The organism is Dolomitihabitans soli (assembly GCF_022213955.1).
Taxonomy (GTDB): domain Bacteria; phylum Actinomycetota; class Actinomycetes; order Streptosporangiales; family Streptosporangiaceae; genus Streptosporangium_A; species Streptosporangium_A soli.
Genome location: NZ_JAKNTW010000028.1, coordinates 60445 through 81091, shown reverse-complemented (window position 1 = coordinate 81091; position 20647 = coordinate 60445). Strand labels below are relative to the sequence as shown.

At 69.8% G+C, this 20647-nt stretch carries 21 protein-coding genes; 13 read left to right on the top strand and 8 right to left on the bottom strand.

All coding sequences use genetic code 11. The features are described 5' to 3' along the window. The first annotated feature begins 9 nt into the window (after nucleotides 1-9). The 3 genes from MBA17_RS37965 (at nucleotide 10) to MBA17_RS37955 (ending at nucleotide 3083) form a co-directional block, all read left to right on the top strand. Entirely contained in the window at nucleotides 10-765 is a 756-nt protein-coding gene (locus tag MBA17_RS37965; protein ID WP_455432928.1) for an ABC transporter ATP-binding protein, read from the top strand. After that, complete coding sequence (locus MBA17_RS37960) at nucleotides 762-2360, top strand: hypothetical protein (RefSeq protein ID WP_238502440.1); 1599 nt, start codon at nucleotides 762-764, stop codon at nucleotides 2358-2360. Before MBA17_RS37965 ends, MBA17_RS37960 begins: the two co-directional genes overlap by 4 nt. 282 nt (nucleotides 2361-2642) lie before the next feature. Continuing rightward, nucleotides 2643-3083 (top strand): YybH family protein, encoded by a 441-nt coding sequence (locus MBA17_RS37955; RefSeq protein ID WP_238502439.1) that lies wholly within the window; start codon nucleotides 2643-2645, stop codon nucleotides 3081-3083. Between the two features lie 178 nt (nucleotides 3084-3261). On the opposite strand, the gene MBA17_RS37950 is transcribed toward MBA17_RS37955, so the two are convergent. The 3 genes from MBA17_RS37950 to MBA17_RS37940 all read right to left on the bottom strand — a co-directional run bounded on the left by MBA17_RS37950 (nucleotide 3262) and on the right by MBA17_RS37940 (nucleotide 6104). Continuing rightward, a complete protein-coding gene (locus tag MBA17_RS37950) occupies nucleotides 3262-3666 on the bottom strand; it encodes a hypothetical protein (RefSeq protein WP_238502438.1) in 405 nt (134 codons plus the stop codon). A 99-nt stretch (nucleotides 3667-3765) separates the two neighbouring features. Further along, entirely contained in the window at nucleotides 3766-4899 is a 1134-nt protein-coding gene (locus MBA17_RS37945; protein WP_238502437.1) for a winged helix DNA-binding domain-containing protein, read from the bottom strand. Between the two features lie 74 nt (nucleotides 4900-4973). After that, nucleotides 4974-6104, bottom strand: coding sequence for an epoxide hydrolase family protein (locus MBA17_RS37940; RefSeq protein WP_238502436.1), 1131 nt, complete (start codon nucleotides 6102-6104; stop codon nucleotides 4974-4976). A gap of 62 nt (nucleotides 6105-6166) precedes the next feature. Between MBA17_RS37940 and MBA17_RS37935 the strand changes: the two genes are divergently transcribed. The 3 genes from MBA17_RS37935 (at nucleotide 6167) to MBA17_RS37925 (ending at nucleotide 8848) form a co-directional block, all read left to right on the top strand. Continuing rightward, nucleotides 6167-7150, top strand: a complete 984-nt coding sequence (locus tag MBA17_RS37935; protein ID WP_238502434.1) for a helix-turn-helix transcriptional regulator — start codon at nucleotides 6167-6169, stop codon at nucleotides 7148-7150. 179 nt (nucleotides 7151-7329) lie between these two features. Beyond that, on the top strand, nucleotides 7330-7605 hold the full coding sequence (locus tag MBA17_RS37930) for a sigma-70 family RNA polymerase sigma factor family protein (RefSeq protein WP_238502432.1): 276 nt from the start codon (nucleotides 7330-7332) through the stop codon (nucleotides 7603-7605). Nucleotides 7606-7687: 82 nt separating this feature from the next. Beyond that, the gene (locus MBA17_RS37925; protein ID WP_238502430.1) at nucleotides 7688-8848 is read left to right on the top strand and encodes a tyrosine recombinase XerC; all 1161 of its coding nucleotides are present in this window, start codon (nucleotides 7688-7690) and stop codon (nucleotides 8846-8848) included. Between the two features lie 547 nt (nucleotides 8849-9395). On the opposite strand, the gene MBA17_RS50705 is transcribed toward MBA17_RS37925, so the two are convergent. Together MBA17_RS50705 and MBA17_RS37910 are read right to left on the bottom strand one after the other, a co-directional pair. Next, nucleotides 9396-9728 (bottom strand): peptidoglycan DD-metalloendopeptidase family protein, encoded by a 333-nt coding sequence (locus MBA17_RS50705; protein WP_238502428.1) that lies wholly within the window; start codon nucleotides 9726-9728, stop codon nucleotides 9396-9398. 573 nt (nucleotides 9729-10301) lie between these two features. Continuing rightward, complete coding sequence (locus tag MBA17_RS37910) at nucleotides 10302-11552, bottom strand: MFS transporter (protein ID WP_238502426.1); 1251 nt, start codon at nucleotides 11550-11552, stop codon at nucleotides 10302-10304. 69 nt (nucleotides 11553-11621) lie between these two features. Here MBA17_RS37910 and MBA17_RS37905 point away from each other — a divergent pair, with 69 nt between their 5' ends. The 6 genes from MBA17_RS37905 to MBA17_RS37880 all read left to right on the top strand — a co-directional run bounded on the left by MBA17_RS37905 (nucleotide 11622) and on the right by MBA17_RS37880 (nucleotide 16913). Further along, nucleotides 11622-12278, top strand: a complete 657-nt coding sequence (locus MBA17_RS37905; RefSeq protein WP_238502425.1) for an ArsR/SmtB family transcription factor — start codon at nucleotides 11622-11624, stop codon at nucleotides 12276-12278. Between the two features lie 341 nt (nucleotides 12279-12619). Beyond that, nucleotides 12620-13645 (top strand): 30S ribosomal protein S2, encoded by a 1026-nt coding sequence (gene rpsB, locus MBA17_RS37900; protein WP_238502424.1) that lies wholly within the window; start codon nucleotides 12620-12622, stop codon nucleotides 13643-13645. A gap of 132 nt (nucleotides 13646-13777) precedes the next feature. Beyond that, nucleotides 13778-14611, top strand: a complete 834-nt coding sequence (tsf, locus tag MBA17_RS37895; RefSeq protein ID WP_238502423.1) for a translation elongation factor Ts — start codon at nucleotides 13778-13780, stop codon at nucleotides 14609-14611. 116 nt (nucleotides 14612-14727) lie between these two features. Continuing rightward, on the top strand, nucleotides 14728-15423 hold the full coding sequence (gene pyrH / locus MBA17_RS37890) for a UMP kinase (protein WP_238502422.1): 696 nt from the start codon (nucleotides 14728-14730) through the stop codon (nucleotides 15421-15423). A gap of 19 nt (nucleotides 15424-15442) precedes the next feature. Next, nucleotides 15443-16000 (top strand): ribosome recycling factor, encoded by a 558-nt coding sequence (gene frr / locus MBA17_RS37885; protein ID WP_238502421.1) that lies wholly within the window; start codon nucleotides 15443-15445, stop codon nucleotides 15998-16000. 73 nt (nucleotides 16001-16073) lie between these two features. Then, a complete protein-coding gene (locus tag MBA17_RS37880) occupies nucleotides 16074-16913 on the top strand; it encodes a phosphatidate cytidylyltransferase (protein WP_238502420.1) in 840 nt (279 codons plus the stop codon). A gap of 36 nt (nucleotides 16914-16949) precedes the next feature. Here the strand turns inward: MBA17_RS37880 and MBA17_RS37875 are convergent, their stop codons facing one another. Next, nucleotides 16950-18029, bottom strand: coding sequence for a suppressor of fused domain protein (locus MBA17_RS37875; RefSeq protein WP_238502419.1), 1080 nt, complete (start codon nucleotides 18027-18029; stop codon nucleotides 16950-16952). Between the two features lie 72 nt (nucleotides 18030-18101). On the opposite strand from MBA17_RS37875, the gene rlmN reads away from it, so the two are divergent. Beyond that, nucleotides 18102-19232 (top strand): dual-specificity RNA methyltransferase RlmN, encoded by a 1131-nt coding sequence (rlmN, locus tag MBA17_RS37870; protein ID WP_238502418.1) that lies wholly within the window; start codon nucleotides 18102-18104, stop codon nucleotides 19230-19232. Here rlmN and MBA17_RS37865 read toward each other — a convergent pair. Together MBA17_RS37865 and MBA17_RS37860 are read right to left on the bottom strand one after the other, a co-directional pair. Beyond that, nucleotides 19229-19903 carry a hypothetical protein gene (locus tag MBA17_RS37865; protein WP_238502417.1) on the bottom strand — a complete coding sequence of 225 codons (675 nt, stop codon included), beginning with the start codon at nucleotides 19901-19903 and terminating at the stop codon, nucleotides 19229-19231. The genes rlmN and MBA17_RS37865 overlap by 4 nt on opposite strands. After that, complete coding sequence (locus MBA17_RS37860) at nucleotides 19900-20598, bottom strand: ABC transporter ATP-binding protein (RefSeq protein WP_238502416.1); 699 nt, start codon at nucleotides 20596-20598, stop codon at nucleotides 19900-19902. The genes MBA17_RS37865 and MBA17_RS37860 overlap by 4 nt, the downstream gene beginning before the upstream one ends. Between the last annotated feature and the right edge of the window lie 49 nt (nucleotides 20599-20647).

Below are 20647 nucleotides of genomic sequence, written 5' to 3'. Positions count from 1 at the left end.
GGAAGTCTGTTGCAAGATCCCTGGATTTCCGCCATCGAAGTGGCGGACCTGACTCAGCGCTTCGGTGCCGTGCTCGCCGTCGACCGGCTCAGCCTGAGTATCCCGCCGGGGATGTTCTACGGCATCGTGGGCCCCAACGGCGCTGGTAAGACCACCACGTTGATGGCCATGTGCGGGCTGCGGGAGCCGACCTCCGGCTCAATCAAGATCGCCGGTCACGACCTGCGGACCGACAGGGAAGCCGCTCTCGCCCAGCTCGGCATCATGATGGACGGGCTGTCTCTGCCAGAGCGGCTGACCGCCACCGAGATCCTGCGCTACAGCGCCGGGCTGCGCGGCCTGGACGACGGCTGGAGGGCGCGTGCGGGCGACCTGCTGGAGATCCTCGGACTCGACGCCGTCCCGCGCACGCTGATCGTGGAGTACTCCACGGGCATGCGCAAGAAGATCAATCTGGCGCTGGCGATGCTGCACCGGCCCCGGGTGCTCGTGCTGGACGAGCCGTTCGAGGCGATCGACCCGGTTTCGGCCCACTCCATCGAGCAGGTGCTCAGGCAGTACGTCGACGGCGGCGGCACCGTGGTCCTGTCGAGTCACATCATGGACTTCGTGGAGCGCAACTGCCGCCGGGTGGCGGTAGTGGCCGGTGGCCGGGTGCTGGTCGAAGGGCCGGTGGAGGAGGTGGCGGCGGGCTCGACGCTGAACGAGCGGTTCGTCGAGCTGGTGGGCGCCGATCCGGTGCGCCCGCTGGAGTGGCTGGCATGATCCGCACCTTGTTCGCGCTCAAGCTGCGCCTGTTCCGCAACGGCCCGCACAACGAGCGCGCTTTCAGCCTGGTCACCGGACTGGTCCTGGCCGCCCTGGTGATCGCGGGCGCGTCATTGACCGCCGATGGCGTGATCCACGAGGGCTGGATCGCGGTGGCATTCACCGTGTGGGGTGGCATGTGGCTGTTCGGGCCGCTGGCTCAGCCTCGCCATGATCCGTCGGTTATCTCGCGCGAGTGGTTGCGCGGTTATCCGCTGGGGTCGTGGCGGCCGGCGTGGGCCCTGTCGTGGACCGAGCTGCTGGGCGTCGGCCCGCTGATCACGCTGGCGTGCCTGTCGTCGCTGGTGGTGCTGGCCGCGCCGGGTGGCATGGCGGCGGTTGCGGCCGCCGTGGCCGCGGTGGTGGCCCAGCTGTATCTGCTCATCTGGGCGGGCAAGACGGTGGCGGCGCTGGCGGCCTGGCTGCTGCAGACCCGGGCCGGGATGACGCTGGCCGCCGTACAGACCGCGATCATGCTCGCGCTGTCGTTCGCCGGATGGGTGTTAGTCGCGGCCTGGCTGCTGCCGCGTCTCGGCGAGGGGGACACGGCCCTGGTCATCCCCAGGGCCGGGCAGCTCCCCGAACCGGTGATCGATGTGCTCGCCGCATGGCCCACCGGCTGGGGGTATGGCGCGGCGCTCGCCGCCCGCGACGGCGCCGGGACGGGACCGGTCCTGCTGCCGCTGGCGGCGCTGCTGGCCTTGGGCGCTCTGTCGCAGCTGTGCTGGATCGCGCTGACGGCTCGCGCCCTGAGCCGGCCGCCGCGCCGGGCGAGTTCGCGGCGGCCCTCCGTGCCGGGACGTGGGCTGTCCTTGCCGTTTGCGACGCCGCAGGTGGCCGCGGTCGTCTCGCGAGAGCTGGCCACCTGGCTACGTGACCCGGCGCGCGGTGTTGAGCTGCGCAGCGCCTGGCTGACACCGCTGCTGATGGCGCTCATCATCGCCTTCACCGACTGGAGTTGGGCGCTGCCCCTGGTAGGCCCAGCGGCAGCCGTGTTCGGCGCGATGGTCGCGATCAACACCTACGCCCTGGACGGCACCGCCCTGTGGCAGCTCCTCACCACACCGGGCGCCCTCAAGGCCGACGTGCACGGGCGGATGGCGGCGTGGGCGCTGCTGTTCGGCCTGCCGTCCATCGCGCTGGCGGCCGTGCTGTGGGCCGCGACCGGCTCTCCCCTGGGAGGTGCCGCCGTCGGCGGCGCCATCGCCGCGGCCGCGGCGGGCTGCGCCGGAGCGCCGCTGCTCGCGCTCGTGATGCCGGCCGTGGGCACCGACGCCCGCGATCGCATCTACCCGGGCCAGCAAGCGGGCGATCCGACGGGCGGACAAATGACGATCTTCCCTGTGGCCCTGCTGGCCGCCATCCTGCCCGGCGTCATCGGCGGTCCGTGGTGGGTGACCGCCCTCGTCGCCGTCCTTCTGGCCGCCGCTGTCCTGGGCATGACACCCGCGATCACTGTGCGCCTGCTCCAACAGCGTGGCACCCACCTCCTCGATGCGATGGCCTCACGCGATGCCGCCGCCCTCCGCTCATCCGCCCGAGCGGAGAGCTGAAGCCACCCGCCTGGACCTGACCGGGGCGCCGCCGATGGGGACGGTGCTGCTCATCAAGATTGCATCTGGTGCTGAGGGGTGATCACAACCGCCTCGGGTTCAGCATCCAACTCACCATCGTGCGTCATCTCGGCCGGTGGCGGCAGCCTTACCGACACCCCCAAGGCGTAGCCGCGTCCTCGTTTCGGTCCGGGGTTTCATCGGGCCTGACATCCCGGGGTGCTGTGTCGTCGGTCTGGTGAAAAGCCGAGATTCCACACCGATGGGAAGTGATGGGTAGCGATGCCTGCGCACCGCGAGGTAGACGAAGCCAAGATCAAGCAGCAGGTGGAGAAGATCGTCGAAGGAATACGCGCCAAGGACCTCGACGGCCTGAGGCGGCTTTACGCGACAGACGTCGTCTCCTTCGACGTCGAGCCGCCGCTGCAGCACGTGGGGATAGAGGCGAAGATGGAGAACTGGACGAGGGCGTTCACGCTCTTCCAGGATGTGAATTATGAGCTTCGCGACCTGACCATCACCGTGGGCGGTGACGTGGCATTCGGCCACGGTTTCGGTCGGCTCAGCGGCACGCTGCGGAACGGGACGGCGACGAGTGGCATGTGGGTCCGGGCCACGTTCTGCTTCCGGAAGAGCGACGACCATTGGTTGATCGCGCACGACCAGGTCTCTGTGCCGTTCGACATCGCGAGCGGCAAGGGCGTGGCCGACCTCGAGCCCTGACGAGTCGCCGACGTTCGGGGGCGTCGCGGGCGCTGCCGCCGTTGAGACCCGGCCACGGGTCCAGAGTGCCCGGCACCGGTGTGGCGCCGGGCACTCTCCGGGGTTCAGCGATGGCCTGCGGCGACGGCTCTCGGACGTGGATGTCTGCGTGCCGGACCAGCTGAGGAACGCCGGTGGTTCAGAATCCGATGGTTTCACGGAGCAGCAGGACGGTGCCGCGCCCCGGATAGGGCTCCGCGTTGAGGATGAGAAGGCGGTTGAGAGCACTGGGCTTGCCGTACGCCCTCATGGCACGGTCGTTTTCCAGCGGAAGGCAGTGCTCTTCGACGCGGCGCAGCGCGGCGGGAAGGTCGGCCACCACCTTCTGCGCCCCCACGATCCAGATCGCATGGGCGGCGGCGCCGGCGTAGCCGGGCAGCTGGCTTCCGGTGGCCGAGGAAGCGGCGCCGTCGGACGGCAACCAGCCGCCGACGGGGGCAGGAGGTGAGTGCCATGACGGCACCGTGTCCGAACGACGATCGGTGCTTCTTCGGTACATCTCCGACGCCACGCTGCGGGAGAACGTCACCCGGGCCACCACCATGGTCGAGTCCTGCAACAACAGGGCGTCAAGATCGACTCATGGCCGGTTTACCCGTATCTCGGTTGGACCCGAGTTCCGAGGCAGCGAGGACTCCTCTGGCTACCGGTTGCTGGGATCGCTGTGGTCGCGGTGACCTGGGGCGGTGAAGCGGATCTCGTGTGACGCTTTGGCAGCGAGGAAGTCCAGCAGGCCGCCGCCCTCGACGGTCAACGCGTCGCGGTCGAGCGCGGACAGCGGTGCGAACGGGTGCACGGTCAGTGTCGCCGTGTCGTGTGCGGTGGTGAATGTCCAGGTCGCTGCCGTGAAGCCGTCGAGGAGCACCAGGCGAGGGACGGGCCCGTGCGGTTTGAAGTTCTGCCGGCGGAGGCCGTCGGTGATCACCCTGGAGCGGTCGTGGTGTGACAGCAGCAGGTTGTCGAAGTCGTACAGGAACCGGGCGGGCGCACTGACCTGCGGATCGGGCCGGGGCGCGTCGGGCAGGTCGAACAGTTCCGCGCCGTTCTCGTCGCGGAACGTGGCCAGGCGGGTCCGGAGCCGGTCGAGCACCTCCGCCAGCCGGGTCAGGCCGCACCAGGTCTGCACGTCGCGTACGGTCGCCGGGCCGAACGCGGCCAGGTAACGCAGGACCATCTGGTCGATCGTGTGGTCGGTGCGCAGCGGCGCGCCTGCCCACGACTCGAGCGGCGCGTGGACGGTCCGGCCGCCGCCGCCCCACACCCCGCGGGGCGGAGTCTGGACGACCGGCAGGAGGTTGCGCACCGCGTAGGCGAGGCTCGCCGGGTCGCGATCCGGCCATCGCTGGGCCAGCAGCCGGCCGAGCTCGGCCGGGGTGCGGGGCTGCTCGTCGAGCAGTTCCCGGCCCGCCGCCACCATCTTGCCGGTGTCCAGGTCGCGCATCGCCCGGCCGTGGGTGTGGTTGGCGAACAGGTCGCGGTCCAGCACCGGCTGCACGAGCGGGCGCAGCGCGAGCGCGTCGGCCGTGCTGACGAGGTGGATCGTCGAGCGCATGAGGGCGATCCGCACGGCCCGGCGCTGGGTGAGCAGCGCCGCGACCTCCTGGGGCCGGCACGCGGTGAGCCGGCTCCACAGTCCCACGTACCAGGTGTGCGGGGTCTGCGCCTGCAGGCCCACCAGGTGTTCGATGGCCTGCAGCGGGGTGAGGTCGGCGCGGCGCAGGAGCAGCTGCCGGTCGAGGGTGGCGCGGTTGAGGGCGCGGCGGGTCAGGGTCTGCATGGCGGTACTCCCGAAGTTCGGACCAGGGATGCGCGCGGTGAGATGCCCGCCCCGCGCACCTCGCTCGGCACGGTTCAGCGCAACTGACGGAAGAAGCCGCGGATGTCGTCGACCAGCAGGCCGGGCACGTCGTGCGCGGCGAAGTGGCTGCCGGTGTCGTAGACGTTCCAGGACACGATGTTCTTGTGGTCGCGTTCGGCGAACGGGCGGATCGACTGGAAGTCCCAGGCGAAGTTGGCCAGCCCGAGCGGCACGGTGGTGGGTTCTGCCGGCTTGTCCTCCGCGTGGAAGTCCTCGTAGTACAGGCGCGCGGCTGAGGCGGCGGTGTTGGTGAGCCAGTAGACCATGGTGTTGGTCAGCACGTAGTCCGCGTCGAGGTTCGGGCCGAGCAGCTGCGCGTTCCAGCCCAGCTGCCCCACCGGTGAGTCGGCCAGCGCGTGGGCCAGGGTCTGCGGGGCGGTGGACTGCAGCTTGTCGTAGCCGCCGCTGTTGTCCGTCCACCACTGCAGGAACTGGACCTTCTTGCTGTCCTCCTCCGACAGGCCGGTCAGCTCGGCCGGGTCCCCGGAGGGGAAGGAGAAGATCTGGGTGACGTGCACGCCGATGACATGCTCGGGATCGCAGCGGCCCACCTCGGGCGAGATGTGTGAGCCGCAGTCGTTGCCGTGCGCGCCATAGCGCTCGTAGCCGAGGCGGCGCATCAGCTCGGCCCATGCTCTGGCGATGCGGTACCGGTTCCAGCCCCGCTCGGTGGTGGGCCCGGCGAAGCCGAACCCGGGGATGGACGGGATCACCAGGTGGAAGGCGTCGGCCGCATCGCCGCCGTGGGCGCGCGGGTCGCTGAGCGGGCCGATGACATCGAGGTATTCCGCGATTGTGGTCGGCCAGCCGTGCGTGAGCAGCAGCGGGGTGGCGTCCGGCTCGGGTGAGCGGACGTGCAGGAAGTGCACGTCCTGCCCGTCGATGGTGGTGGTGAACTGGGGGTGGGAGTTCAGTTTCGCCTCCCACGCGCGCCAGTCGTAGCCGTCGCGCCACCGCTGCACCAGGCTCTGCACGTACTGCAGCGGCACGCCGTAGTCGTTGCCGGCGTCGGGCAGTTCGCCGGCCCAGCGGACCCGGGCCAGGCGCTCGGCCAGGTCGTCCAGGTCGGCCTGCGGGATATCGATACGGAATTCACGGATCTCGGCCGTGGCGATCTCGGTCATGTCATCGACCCTGCCGGACCATTAGGACGATATCGCTCCTAATGGTCCGGCAGACTGGACGAATGTTGGACACCTCGGCCCGCCTCCTGCGGCTGCTCTCCCTCCTGCAGACCCCACGCGAGTGGACCGGCGCCGAACTCGCCGAACGCCTCGAGGTGAGCGGGCGGACCGTCCGGGTCGACGTGGAGCGCCTGCGCACCCTCGGCTATCCGGTGCTGGCCACCCGCGGTTCCGCCGGCGGCTACCGGCTCGGCGCCGGTGCCGTGCTGCCGCCGTTGCTGCTCGACGACGAGGAGGCGGTCGCCGTCACCGTCGGCCTGCGGACCGCGACCGGTGGCGCCATCGCGGGGATCGAGGAGGCGTCGTTGCGGGCGCTGGCGAAGCTGGAGCAGGTGCTGCCCTCGCGGCTGCGGCGCCGGGTCAACACCCTGCAGGCCTACACGGTGCCGGTGCCCCGCGGCGACGCCGGTCCCGGCGTCGACCCGGCGGTCCTGACCGCCTTGAGCGCGCTTTGCCGCGACCGGGAACGGCTCCGCTTCGACTACCACGACCACGCCGGCGCGGCCACCGTGCGCACCGTCGAGCCGTACCGGCTCGTCATCTGGGGCCGCCGCTGGTACCTGCTGGCCTGGGACGTCGAGCGGGACGACTGGCGCACCTTCCGCGTCGACCGGATCCGGCCCCGCACCCCGACCGGCCCCCGCTTCGCCCCACGGGACCTGCCCGACGACGTCGCCGCGTACGTGTCAGGCCGGGTGTCCGCCGCCGCCTGGCGCTACCGGGCGCGGGTCACCGTGCACGCGCCGGCCGAGGTCATCGCCGATCGCATCGGCCCGGCGGCCGGCACGGTCGAACGCCTCGACGACCGCACCTGCGTCCTGCACACCGGCGCGGACACCGTCGAGACCCTCGCCGTCCATCTGGGCCTGCTCGGCGCGGACTTCGACGTCACCGGCCCGCCGGAACTCCTCACCCACCTGCACCGTCTCGCCCACCGATACCTCCGCACGATCACCTCGTCTGCACCAGGTGATCGGACCGGGTGAGCGCCCGCTCGCCGCATGACCGCAACACCGCCGGCCTGCTCCTCGGAGAACATCTTCTCTGACAACGCACCACTCCACGTGCCGTACCGGACAAATCCGGAACGACCGTAGCGGCAGTGATCATCAACCCGCCACAGGCGGTCAAACTCCTCCACTACCGCAGGTCAGACGCTACTTCGTTGAAATTTCTTCATTGCTACCCCCAGAAGGCGGGCCGGTCCTTCGCGCTCGGACTGCAGAGTCTGCTGTCGGCCGACGTCCAGCTCGTCGGGGACGGCGGTGGCAAGGCCCCGCAGCTGGCCAGGGCCGTCGACGGCGCCGAGAACGTGGCCAGGCTGCTCGCCACCGTCTACCCGCTGATGGCACGGGTCGACATCACGTTCGAACCGCCCCCGAGATCTCCCGGACAGCGGGGCCCACCGTCGTGGCGGGGGTGGTGCGCGTGGAGGATCTGAGCTGACGGGAGGTGTGAGGCTGGCGGAAGATCGGGCTGCGCGAGATGGTGGGTGCGGGTGACGCTGAGGAAAGGCGGGAGGAGTGGCCGACACGCCGGATCGCGGCATGGAGGGATCGCAGGGCCTCGGAATGGATCTTCCGGCCGAGCCTGGGGTGGAACGCTCGGTGGATCTGAGTGCGGAGGCCGTTCCGGAATTGAGTGCGGAGGTCACGGCGAATCCGGGTGTGGAGGCTGTCTCGCCTGTGGGTCCGGGTGCGGAGGCCGTCAGGGCTCTTGGTAGTGCCGTGTCGCCGGATCTCGAGGAGGTGCGGGCTGAGTTCGAGCGATATCTGCGGCTGGAACGAGATCTGTCGCCGCATACGATTCGGGCTTACCTGACCGACGTGGACGGGCTGCTCGGGCACCTGGTGACAACCCGAAGCGCCATCCTGGCCGGGCTCGACATCGCGGTGCTGCGCGAATGGCTGGCGGAGCAACATCGGGCGGGCCGATCCCGGGCGACCCTCGCTCGCCGTACGGCATGCGCGCGGACTTTCACGGCGTTCGCGCATCGGCGTGGCTGGCTGGCGAATGATCCCAGTCTGCTGCTCGGTATGGCCAAGGCGGGCCGTACGCTGCCCGATGTCCTGACCCTGGACCAGGCTCAGGCCATGCTGGATGCTCCCAGCCGTTCACCGACTGCCTCAAGCGACGGGGGTGACGGCGCGGAGCCGGTTCGAGCGGCGGTCGGCGGGGCGAAGGAGCTTCGCGATCAGGCGATCGTGGAGGTTCTCTATGCCACCGGGATCAGGGTCAGTGAGCTGTGCGGGCTCGATGTGGACGATGTCGATCGTGGTCGGCACACCGTGCGGGTGCTGGGCAAGGGGCGTAAGGAGCGGAGCGTTCCTTTCGGGCTTCCCGCGTTGCGGGCGCTGGACGACTGGTGTGTACGAGGGCGACCGCGCTGGATCCGGGAGGGGACAGGGCCGGCGCTGTTCCTGGGGGCCAGGGGCGGCCGTATCGATGCGAGTACGGTGCGCCGAGTCGTTCACGCTCGGCTTGCGGAGATCGAGGACGCTCCGGACATGGGGCCGCACGGGCTGCGGCACACCGCTGCCACCCACATGCTTGAGGGCGGAGCCGATCTCCGTAGCGTCCAGGAGATGCTCGGCCATGCCTCGCTCCACACCACCCAGATCTACACGCACGTCTCCATCGAGCGTCTCCGAACCGCATACCGCCAGGCTCATCCGAGGGCTTGAACGGGGTGCTCTGCGGGATGGTGTGGCCCGTCGCCCCCCTAATGACCACGCCCCCTAATGACCACGAACTGCGGGAGTGCGGGCTGTCCTGACAGACGGTGTGGCGCGATCTATTGGGCATGCCGGATGGTCGGTGACAGGCGACTTCGAAGTGATCGCGGAGGTGGTGGGTGTCTCCCCGCGGTAAGTGATCCGGCCTCCGTGTCTATGGTGCCGGTGTTTCTCCGGGACGCCTTCCGCCAGCGCCGGGTCGACCGCTTGGCCGGTTCCTCCACGCACCTCGATCACCACGTCGGTGGATCTGCCCGTGCGACGCCGTCTATGACCGGGATGTGAACGCTGCGGTCACCATCCTCGCCGTCGGACGGGCGGAGAGGCCAAAGCCTTCGGAGGGCAGGTGAGACTACCGCGTGCGGTGGCACAGCCCGGTGAACGAGGAAGCCATCGAGGTGCCGCGTGAACCCATGCGGCATGGGCGAGAGTCCCCGGGATTCATCCCGGGGAGCGCGTCAAGAAGGTGTGGCTGAGGGGCGGTGTCGCCGGTGGGTCAGGGAGCGAGTGGCGGCCACCAGGGGAGAAGGCGGATCTGGGTCTGGCCGAGCAGGAGGAGGGGGTCGAGATAGACGGGCCCTCGGCGGAGGCTCCAGTGGAGGCATTCGACGGGGCAGTGTGCGGGGCCCCTTTCGAGGGTGCCGAGCACGTCGCCGGCTTCTACTCGGTGGCCGCGGCGGATTGATGGGGTCACTGGCAGGTAGGTGGTGCGCAGGTCGCCCGCGTGGGAGATCGTCACGATGCCGCGCCCGGCTACCGGGCCGGCGAAGGTGATGGTCCCGGGACCCGCCGCGTGCACCTGGTCGTCGGCCTTCGCGGCCAGATCCACTCCCCGATGGCCGGCCAGCCATGGCTCGGGGGGTGGGTCGAAGGCTCGGATGACCTGGGGACGTCCGGTGAGCGGCCATCGCCAGCGGGTCGCCTGGTCGGCATCGTTCTGCGAGCGCGGGCCGGTGGGCCGGCGATGGGGTCGGGCTCGCCATCGAGCGGGGCGATCCCGCTGAGTGGCGACGTGGGCGGCAGTTGCCGAGGGGGGATCAGGTGATTCGTGTCCAAGGGATGGGCGGGGTGGGAAGCCTGCCTCCGGAGGGGCTGCGGTGACAATCGCCCGTAAGGGCGGCGAGTCGCTCGCCGTACAGGCTGGTGCGGCGGCTGCGAGGGTGACACACAGCACGAGCCCTGCGAGGGACCGGGTGGGGCGTGACGTGTGGGTCATCGGTGAAGCATGTCGGGTTCGAGGCGGAGCGGCGGTGGATGAATCTCGTTCTGTTGGAAGGTGACTCTGGTTCGGGACGCCTGTGGACAACTGGCTGGGGGTGGGAGTGGCTGAGCGGAGGTAGACGGTGGCTTCGCCGTAATGCGGGGATGGCGCCGGCGCATGACTCGTCGGCTGGGCGCGAGGTCAGGCGGGGGTGGGGTGGCGAAGGGGGGAGAGCCAGATCCAGGGGATGCTGAGCAGGGCGCCGGCGGCGCAGATCCACAGGACGGGGCGCAGTCCGAGAAGTTCGCCGAGGAGACCGCCGGTCAGGCCGCCGAGGGTGAGGACTCCCTGGATGGCGAAGGTGGTGGTGGCTCTGACGCGGCCGAGTGAATCGGCGGGCGACTCGCGGAGGGTTATGGCGTTCATGGAGGTCGCGAAGGCCACGATGGTGGCCCCGGTGGCGAGGGCGGACGCGAACATGAGAACGGCCTTCGTCAGCAGGGACCCGCTCACGAGCGCCATCGTGACGAAGTCGAGTGGGAGCAGCAGTACCGAGTAGAGCAGCACGCGCTCCTCGGTGAAACGTCTGGCGGCGCGGGGGACCACAGCGGCGCCGAGCAGCCCGCCGATGCCGAAGCAGGCGGTGAGGACGCCGAGTACGGCCGGCGGGAGGCGCAGCTCGTTCAGGGCGAAGAGCAGGTAGACCGCCAAGCAGGTGCCGGCGAAGAAGTTGTGGGTGACGCCCGCGCCGGAGATCGCCCGGAGTGCCGGGCGGGAGACGGTGATGCGTACTCCTTGCCCGATGTCGCGCCAGATGCCGCGAGAGGGGGCGGGCGTGTGGTGCTCGGTCGCGCGGATGGAGCGCAGCAGTAACGCCGAGACCAGGAACGACAGCGCCTCGACCAGCACGGCGAAGGGGGCTGTGAGGGCCTGTACGAGCACCCCCGCGAGGCCGGGTCCGCCCACCACGGCGATGGAGTGGGAGGCCTGGAAGCCCGCCATCGCCTCGGTCCGTTGTCCCTCGGGTACGACGGTGGTGATGTAGGGGAAGTCGGCCGACTTGTAGATCACCGCGCAGCTGCCGATGACGAAGGCCACGGTGATCAGCCACGGGATGGTGAGCAGGTCCGTGACCCAGGCGAGCGGGACGGTGAGGGCGGCGGCTGCCGAGACGAGCTCGCACGCGATCATGACCGGTCGGCGGCGGGTGAGGCGGTCGGCGATGGCCCCCGCCTGGAGGCCGATCAGCAGGGTGGGCAGCGAGGCGGCGGCCGCGAGCAGTCCCATCTGAAAGGGGGACGCGCCGAGCAGGGTCACCGCGGTGAGGGGGACGGCGAGCCGGGAGACCTCCGAACCGCCGAGGGAGATCGTACGGGCCGACCAGAACAGCCGATAGTCGCGCTGTCTCCTCAGCGGTCTGACCCCCGCCGAGTTCTGAAGGATATGCTTCACAATTGTGAAGATAATCCTTCATAACTGTGAAGGCAACGCTTCACGTCCCGATCCCGGTACGGTTTCCTCATGACGCGGGATCGACGGCATTCGATGAGCGATCCGAAGGCGATGCGGGCGCTCGCACATCCCGCACGGCTGGCCATCCTGACGAGATTGCAGGTGGACGGACCCTCGACGGCGACGGATGCGGCCGAGATCGTGGGTGTGACGCCGAGCGCGGCGAGCTACCACCTGCGCATGCTGGCCAAGTACGGCTTCGTCGAGGACGCGCCGCCGCGCGGTGACGGCAGGGAGCGGTTGTGGCAGGCCCGTGACCAGGGACTGTCGGTCGACACCGAGCCAGACGACGAGCCCGACGTGCGAGCCGCGAAGGACCTGTTGATCCGGACCATCCGCGCGAGCGCCGACGACGAGGTGTCCCGGGCCCTGGACCAGCGTGATCGCGAGCCCGCCGAGTGGCGGGACGCCGCCATGTGGGGCAGAGCCACACTGCTGATCGACGCCGAGGAGATGAAGGGGCTCGTCCAGCGGATCGTGGAACTGATCGAGCCCTATCGGGTGACGCAGCGGGATCGCGGCAGCGCGTCGGCCGGCGCGCGGATCGCCGAGGCGCAGATCAACCTCTTCCCCCGCGCCGCACGACGAGTCCCCGGCCGTCCGACAGAGGTCCACGGTCAGGCCGAACGAAGGCCGGACGGTACGTCGGCCGACGTTCGGGAGTGAGGCCGTGCCGGGAGTGAGGGAGTAAGTCGGGCCCGGGACGCGTTGTCCTCGCGTGGAGCCGCAGGCAGGTCGGACGGGTGATCCTGGACGAGTCGCGGGTTCGGTGGAGAGCATCGGCGGCGCATAGTCGTGGCGGTTCGGGCGGGCGACCTGTCGTGGTCAGGTAGACTTTTTGATGGCCTGTGTCAACAGGCCGACTTCGCGCGCCCAGCCAGGGTGCCGCTCCCTCGGTACGGGCGAGAGTCCGGTCGGAGCGGCCCAGGGCGCCAGGGCGGAAGCCGTACGGCTTCCGCGCAACCGAGAATCGCGCCCAGTGATGGGCGCGCTGACCAGGAGGCACCATGGCTCCCGTCGTCACCATGCGACAGCTGCTCGAAAGCGGCGTTCACTTCGGTCACCAGACCAGGCGCTGGAACCCGAAGATGAAGCGCTTCATCTTCACCGAGCGCAACGGCATCTACATCATCGACCTGCAGAAGTCGCTGTCGTTCATCGACCGCGCCTACGACTTCGTGAAGGAGACGGTCGCCCACGGCGGCACGATCCTCTTCATCGGCACCAAGAAGCAGGCCCAGGAGGCCATCGCCGAGCAGTCCACGCGGGTCGGGATGCCGTATGTCAACCAGCGCTGGCTGGGCGGCATGCTCACCAACTTCTCCACCGTGCACAAGAGGCTTCAGCGTCTGAAGGAGCTCGAGGAGCTCGACTTCGACAACGTGGCAGGCTCCGGGCTCACCAAGAAGGAGCTCCTGATGCGCCGCCGCGAGAAGGAGAAGCTCGAGCGCACCCTCGGCGGTATCCGTGACATGGCCAGGGTGCCGAGCGCGGTGTGGGTCGTCGACACCAAGAAGGAGCACATCGGGATCAACGAGGCGCGCAAGCTCGGTATCCCGGTCGTCGCGATCCTCGACACCAACTGCGACCCGGATGAGGTCGACTACCCGATCCCGGGCAACGACGACGCCATCCGCGCCGTCAGCCTGCTCACCCGCGTGATCGCCGACGCGGTCGCCGACGGTCTCATGTCGCGCGCCGGCGCCGGTCGCGGTGACGAGAAGCCCGCGGGCGCCCAGGCGGAGCCGCTGGCCGAGTGGGAGCGCGAGCTGCTTGAGCGTTCGGAGGCCGACACCCCGGCCGCCGAGGCCGCCGCTGCTCCCGCCGCCGAGGAGGCCACCGTGACGGAGGCCCCCGCGGAGGAGGCCCCCGTCGAGGAGGCCGCCACTGAAGAGGCCGCCGCCGAGGAGGCCCCCGCCGAGGAGACTCCGGCTGAGGAGACCCCGGCCGAGGTCGTCGAGACCGCCGAAGTCGCCGAGAGCACGGAGGCCGACGCAGACGAGGCCACCGCCAAGGGCTCCGAGCAGGCCTGAGGTCAGCGTGTACGGCTCCGGCCGTACACACCGGGGCTCCTGCGGCCTGGCCGTAGCCCCCAAGGTTCTTCCCGGGTGGGCGGGCACATGCCCGCCCACCCGGTCCACGACGACTCCCACGAGGGAAAGACAATGGCTTCTGTGAACCTGGCCGACGTCAAGCGGCTTCGTGAGCTGACCGCGGCCGGCATGATGGACTGTAAGAAGGCGCTGGAGGAGAGCGACGGCGACTTCGAGAAGGCCGTCGACTTCCTGCGCATCAAGGGCGCCAAGGACGTCGGCAAGCGTGAGGCCCGCACCGCGTCCAACGGCCTGGTGGCCGTCAAGCACGAGGGTGACTCGCTCGCCGCGCTGCTGGAGCTCAACTGCGAGACCGACTTCGTCGCCAAGGGCGAGCGGTTCCAGGAGCTCGCCGCGGCGGTCGTCGCCCACATCGTTGCGGCCCGCCCGGCCGACGTGCCCTCGCTGCTCGAATCGCAGATCGGCGACAAGTCGGTCAAGGAGCTGCTCGACGAGGCGAACGCCGCGCTCGGTGAGAAGATCGAGGTCCGCCGCTTCGGCGTGCTCGAAGGGGGCTACATCGGCTCCTACATGCACAAGACCGACCCGCAGCTGCCGCCGACCGTCGGGGTGCTGGTCCAGCTCGACACGCCGAACGCGCAGGTCGCCAAGGAGATCGCGCAGCACGCGGCCGCCATGGCGCCGAAGTACCTCAGCCCCGACGAGGTCCCGGCCGACGTGGTGGAGAAGGAGCGCGCGGTCTTCGAGCAGATGACCCGCGAGGAGGGCAAGCCCGAGGCCGCCCTCCCGAAGATCGTCGACGGCCGCATCAACGCGTGGTACAAGGACTTCACCCTGGTCAAGCAGTCCTTCGTGAAGGACGGCAGCAAGACGGTGGCCAAGGTCGCCGATGAAGCGGGCGTGAAGGTGCTGGGCTTTGTCCGCTACAAGGTGGGTCAGGCTTAGTCTTACTACCAGCCCGTAAAGTTCCCGACGAGGAGGCCGCCGCCGTGCAGGAAAACCACGAAACCGCTACGTCGGCGGTTTCGTCGTATTCCGGGCATTTGCGCTGGAAACGCGTGATGCTGAAGCTCTCCGGTGAGGCGTTCGCCGGAGGGGAGCCGCTGGGCATCGACCCAGTGGTAGTCGGCCAGCTGGCCGACTCGATCGCAGAGGCCGTGCGGGAGGGCGTGCAGGTCTCGGTGGTGGTCGGCGGGGGGAACATGTTCCGCGGCGCCGCGATGGCCGAGCGGGGCATGGACCGTGCCCGGGCCGACTACATGGGCATGCTCGGCACCGTGATCAACTGCCTCGCGCTGCAGGACTTCCTGGAGAAGCGCGGCATCGACACCCGTGTGCAGACGGCCATCACCATGCAGCAGGTCGCCGAGCCCTTCCTGCCCCGCAGGGCGATCCGTCACCTGGAGAAGGGGCGCGTGGTCATCTTCGGGGCCGGACTCGGGTCGCCGTTCTTCTCCACCGACACCTGCGCCGCGCAGCGCGCCCTGGAGATCGGCGCCGAGGCGTTGCTCAAGGGCACTCAGGTCGACGGGGTGTACGATTCCGATCCGCGGAAGAACCCCGACGCCGTTCGGTTCGACCACCTCGAGTACGGCGAGGTGCTCACCCGCGGTCTGGGCGTGATGGACGCCACCGCGATCAGCCTCTGCATGGACAACGGCCTGCCCATCGTGGTCTTCGACCTGATGGGAGATGGCAACATCCTCAGGGCGGTCCGCGGTGAGAAGATCGGCACGCTGGTGAGTCCGGCAAGGTAAGTCGAACAAGGGAGCCGCTGTGATCGACGAAACTCTCCTCGAAGCCGAGGACAAGATGGACAAGGCCGTGGCGGTAGCCAAGGACGACTTCGCCGGCATCCGCACGGGCCGTGTCACGCCGTCGATGTTCAACAAGATCACCGCTGACTACTACGGGTCGCCGACCCCGATTCAGCAACTGGCCTCGTTCCACCTGCCAGAGGCCCGCATGATCATCATCCAGCCCTACGACAAGGGCTCGATGTCGGCGATCGAGAAGGCCATCCGCGACAGCGATCTGGGTGTCAACCCCGGGAACGACGGCTCGGTCATCCGCGTGGTCTTCCCCGAGCTGTCGGAGGAGCGCCGCAGAGACTACATCAAGGTCGCCAGGTCCAAGGCCGAGAGCAGCCGGGTGTCGGTCCGCAACATCCGCCGTCATGCCAAGGAGGTCCTCGACAAGCTCGTCAAGGACAGCGAGGCGGGCGAGGACGAGGTCCGCCGTGCCGAGAAGGAGCTCGACGACCTCACTCAGAAGCATGTCGCCAAGATCGACGAGCTGCTCAAGCAGAAGGAAACCGAACTGCTCGACATCTGAGCCGGCATCATCGTGATCCTTGCGCCGCGTGACGCGTGGCGCAGGGATCACGCGTAAGAGAAGAAGTGAGACCTTGGCTGGCGCCATCCCTGACGCTGACAAGAGCCGGAGCGGACGTAATCTCCCGGCCGCCATCGCGGTCGGCCTCGGCCTCGGCGCCCTCGTCATCGGCTCTCTCTACACCTTCAAGGTGCTGTTTCTCGTCGTGGTCGCGGTGGCCGTCGGCCTCGGGGTCACCGAGCTGTTGAAGGCGTTCGCGGCCCGCGACATCCGGGTGCCGCGGCTCCCGGTGCTCGGCGGCCTGGTCGCCATGCTCTGCGGCGCCTACTGGGGCGGGGCCCCCTCGCTGGTCGGCGCGTTCGTCGCCACCGTGTTCGTGCTGCTGGCCTGGCGGATGTTCCAGGGCACCGAGGGCTTCGTCAGGGACGCGTCGGCGGGCGTGCTGGCCGTGGTCTACCCGCCGCTGCTGGCGGGGTTCATCGGTCTGCTGCTCGCCCCCGAGGACGGCCCGCACCGGGTGGTGGTCTTCGTCGCGGTGACGGTGGCCAGCGACATCGGCGGGTACGCCGCGGGGGTGCTCTTCGGCCGGCACCGGATGGCGCCGGAGATCAGCCCGAAGAAGACCTGGGAGGGCTTCGCGGGTTCCGCGTTGGCCTGCATGCTGGTGGGCGCCTGGCTGGTGTCCTGGCTGCTGGACGGTGCGATCTGGCAGGGGGCGGTGGTCGGCGCCGTCGTCGTGGTCTTCGCCACGCTGGGCGACCTCGTCGAGTCGGTGATCAAGCGGGATCTCGGCGTCAAGGATCTCGGCACCCTGCTGCCCGGCCACGGCGGGCTGATGGACCGGCTCGACTCCCTGGTGGCGGCCCTGGTCCCCGTCTGGGTGCTGCTCGCGATATTCATCGAAGCTCCTTGAGCGTGGAGACCCCGGGCTTCAGCCGTGGGGAGCCTGTCAACGGATGAGACGGTTCTGCGGGAGCCGTATCTCGCCGTGGAGTTCGGCCTCGGTCACCGGGGCCAGCCAGAGCCAGCGCACCGCCTCGCCGCCGAAGGCGAAACCGGAGAGGTCGGGCAGGCCGGGGGGATCGGCCAGCATGATCACTCCGTGGTAGCCGGAGCCCAGCGGGAACGTCTCGGGTTCGTGGTACCACTTGGCGGTGTGGCCGTGGCCCAGCCAGGTGACCGAGTGCCAGGGATACTGTGCCAGCCACAGGAACAGGCGGGCGACCTCCCTCGCGTCACCCCGGGTGGCGACGGCGAGCTCGATCCGCGCGTAGGCCTCCGGGCGGTCGATGTACTGCTCGACGGTGGGCATGCGCTGGCAGCTCATGCCCACGGTGGACAGGATGGTGTGATCTCTGCCGCGTTCGGGCGGGCGCTCGGTGATGCCCACGGCGGGTAGCCGGCCGCCGCCCGCGTCCCAGTACCGGCCCGCCGTGCCGACCCTGCTGTCGAGGTGGCCCATCACGAACTGCTGGAACGACGTCCACGCGCCGTCGGCCCGCCGCCACTCCCAGTACGACGCGGCCTTGGCGAGCCGGGGGGCAAGTCCTTCGAGCGCCTCCTCCATCGCCCAGGCGAACACCGTCTCGCCGATCGCGTCGCGGGCATAGCCGGGCATGTTGCGCGTCAGGTCGGCCCAGCCGGGGATGACGGCCAGCAGTTCGCCGTCCTCGTAGAGCACCACGCCGTCACCCTCCTCGAACCAGAGCACGCTCAGCTCGCCGAGCGGTGGGCGGCCCTCGGGGTGGCGGGTGTTGTATCGCGGCATGATCGGCGGCAGTCCGGCGTTGACGCGGGCGAGGTCGACGGCGGGCGGCGCGGCCTGGTGGTTGGCCAGCCAGACGGCTCCGTGTACCTCTCCGGTGGGAGCGCACAGGTAAGCTACCGAGGAGATCTCATCGCGCTCGACCACCAGGGTCCGGCTGCCGTAGGGGCTGGCGTCGGTGAGCACGACCTCGGCACCGTCCGGGGTCCAGCGCCGGCCGTCGCCGTGGTCGTCCGAGAAGCCGGCCGGGCGGGATATCGCCATACATCTGGACTTTAGATTACGAGTCCGGAGATTGCCGGGACAAAATCGTGTCGAAAGAGAGCGTGTAGGAGAATGGCCCCCGAAAGCAGCGTGCGTCCCCGCGCCGCCGGCGAGCTGACCTTCGCCGCGCCGCGCCGCGCGAAGCCCGCCCGTCACCTGGCGGACCTGTCCATGGACGAGCGGCGTACGGCGGTGGCCGAACTGGGCGAGAAGCCGTTCCGGGCCGACCAGCTCTCCCGGCACTATTTCGAGCGTCTCAACCCCGACGCGGCGGCCATGACCGACCTGCCGGCGGCCACCAGGGAGCAGCTCGTCACGGCCCTGCTGCCGCCACTCCTGACCTCCGTCAAGGAGATCACCTGCGACGGCGGCACGACCCGCAAGACGTTGTGGAAGCTCTTCGACGGCGCGCTCGTGGAGTCGGTGCTGATGCGTTATCCCGACCGTGCCACGATGTGCGTCTCCTCCCAGGCCGGCTGCGGTATGAACTGCCCGTTCTGCGCCACCGGCCAGGCCGGGCTGACCCGCAACATGTCGACCGCCGAGATCATCGAGCAGGTCGTCGCCGGGGCCAGGGCGCTGGCGGCGGGTGAGGTCCCCGGCGGTCCCGGCCGGGTCAACAACGTGGTCTTCATGGGCATGGGCGAGCCGCTGGCCAACTACAAGGCCGTGATCGGAGCGGTGCGCCGGATGGTCGACCCGTCGCCGCAGGGCCTGGGCATCTCCGCCCGCGGTGTCACGGTCTCCACCGTCGGCCTGGTCCCGGCCATCGGCAAGCTCGCCGACGAAGGACTCCCCGTCACCCTCGCGGTGTCGCTGCACGCCCCCGACGACGAGCTGCGCGACACGCTCGTGCCGATCAACACCCGCTGGAAGGTCGCCGAGGTCCTCGACGCGGCCTGGTCCTACGCGGCGCGGACCAAGCGCCGCGTCTCCATCGAGTACGCCCTGATCAAGGACATCAACGACCAGGAGTGGCGGGCCGACCTGCTCGGCAAGCTGATCAAGAACAAGCTGGTGCACGTCAACCTGATCCCCCTGAACCCCACCCCCGGCTCCAAGTGGACCGCCTCCCGCCCCGAGGACGAGCGCGCCTTCGTCCGCCGCCTGGAGTTCCACGGCGTGCCGGTCACGGTGCGCGACACCAGGGGCCGCGAGATCGACGGCGCCTGCGGCCAGCTCGCCGCCGCCCCCGGCTCCTAGGGACTCGTACGGCGCAGCCGCACGTAAACGGCGATCGCCACGCCTGACCACACGACGGTGGGAACCGCGAGGGAGGGCAGGGCGCCGCCGAGTGTGCCGTCACCGGCGGCCCGCATCCATCCGATGACCGGCACCAGCAGCGGCCCGGCCGGCGTGACGCTCACCAGCAGCAGGCCGACGTAACCGCCGAACAGGGCGAGCATCGACCCGGCGGGGGAGGGGAAGACCGGCTTGCTGGTCAGCGCCCCGAGAGCGGTGCCCGCCGCGATGCCGAGGAGGTGCAGCACGATGCCCTGGCCGATCACTTCGCCGCCCGGCACGACCGCGAACCCGAGCGCCAGCGGGGCGAGGACGGCCAGCCCGGCCAGTCCCGCGTTGACGGCGAGGCAGGCGAGCAGCCCGGCGGTCAGTTCGCGGCCCGGCCCGCCGGCGGCGGTCAGCGAGATCAGCCGCTGGGCCGGCGGCTCGGTGTCGAGCAGGCTGCGCGCGGCCCAGGCGAACACCACGATGAGCAGCCCCGCCGAGTCGGCGTACGCCGACAGTTCCTGGCCCGGCGGCACGCGCCCCGCGTAGAAGATCCCCAGCATGACGAGCAGCCCGATCGCCGGCTGGAACAGGCGGTGCGAGCGGGCGTAGGCGGCCAGCTTGAAGCGGACCAGTGCGAAGATCATGAGCTGACGTGCACCTCGTATCCGTCGGCGCGGAGCTTGGCGGCCACCTCGGCGGCCTGCGCGGAGTCGACCACGATCCGCAGGGTCGAGGTGCCCGCGTGGGCCTCCTCGACGATCCGCTGTTCGACGACGGAGATCGGGCGGCGGCCGGTGAACTCCCCCAGACCGCCCTGGTGGTCGCTGACCACCACGATGCCGCCGGCGTCGGCGACCTCGCCGATGATCAGCGGCAGCTCGGTCCTGGTCTGCGTGTCCAGCCCGGCGAACGGCTCGTCGAGGATGATCAGCCCCGGGGAGGCGAGCAGCGCTTGGGCGAGGCCGACCTTGTGCGCGCTGCCCTTGGACAGGTCGCCGAGCGGCCGGTCGAGCAGGTGCGTCATGCCGAGCCGTTCGGGCCAGTCACCCACGCCGGCGGCCCGGCGGACGCGTGCCATGGCCGCGAGGTAGGCGGCGACCGTGAAGGGCTGCTCGGTCGGGAACACCTCGGGGGCGTAGCCGACGACGCGCGGCCGGCCGGTCACCGAGCCCTTCGTGGGCCGCAGGGCCCCGGCCAGCAACCGCAACAAGGTCGACTTGCCGGCTCCGTTGCGCCCGGTGACCTCCACGACCTCCCCCGGACCCAACTCCAGCTCGACCTCGTCGAGGACCCATGGTCCCCGGCGGGAGTAGCGGAAGGACATGTTGGACAGGCGCATAGATCTAAGATCGTATCTGCTCGCTTTACCGGCCTTCCCGTTCCAGAAT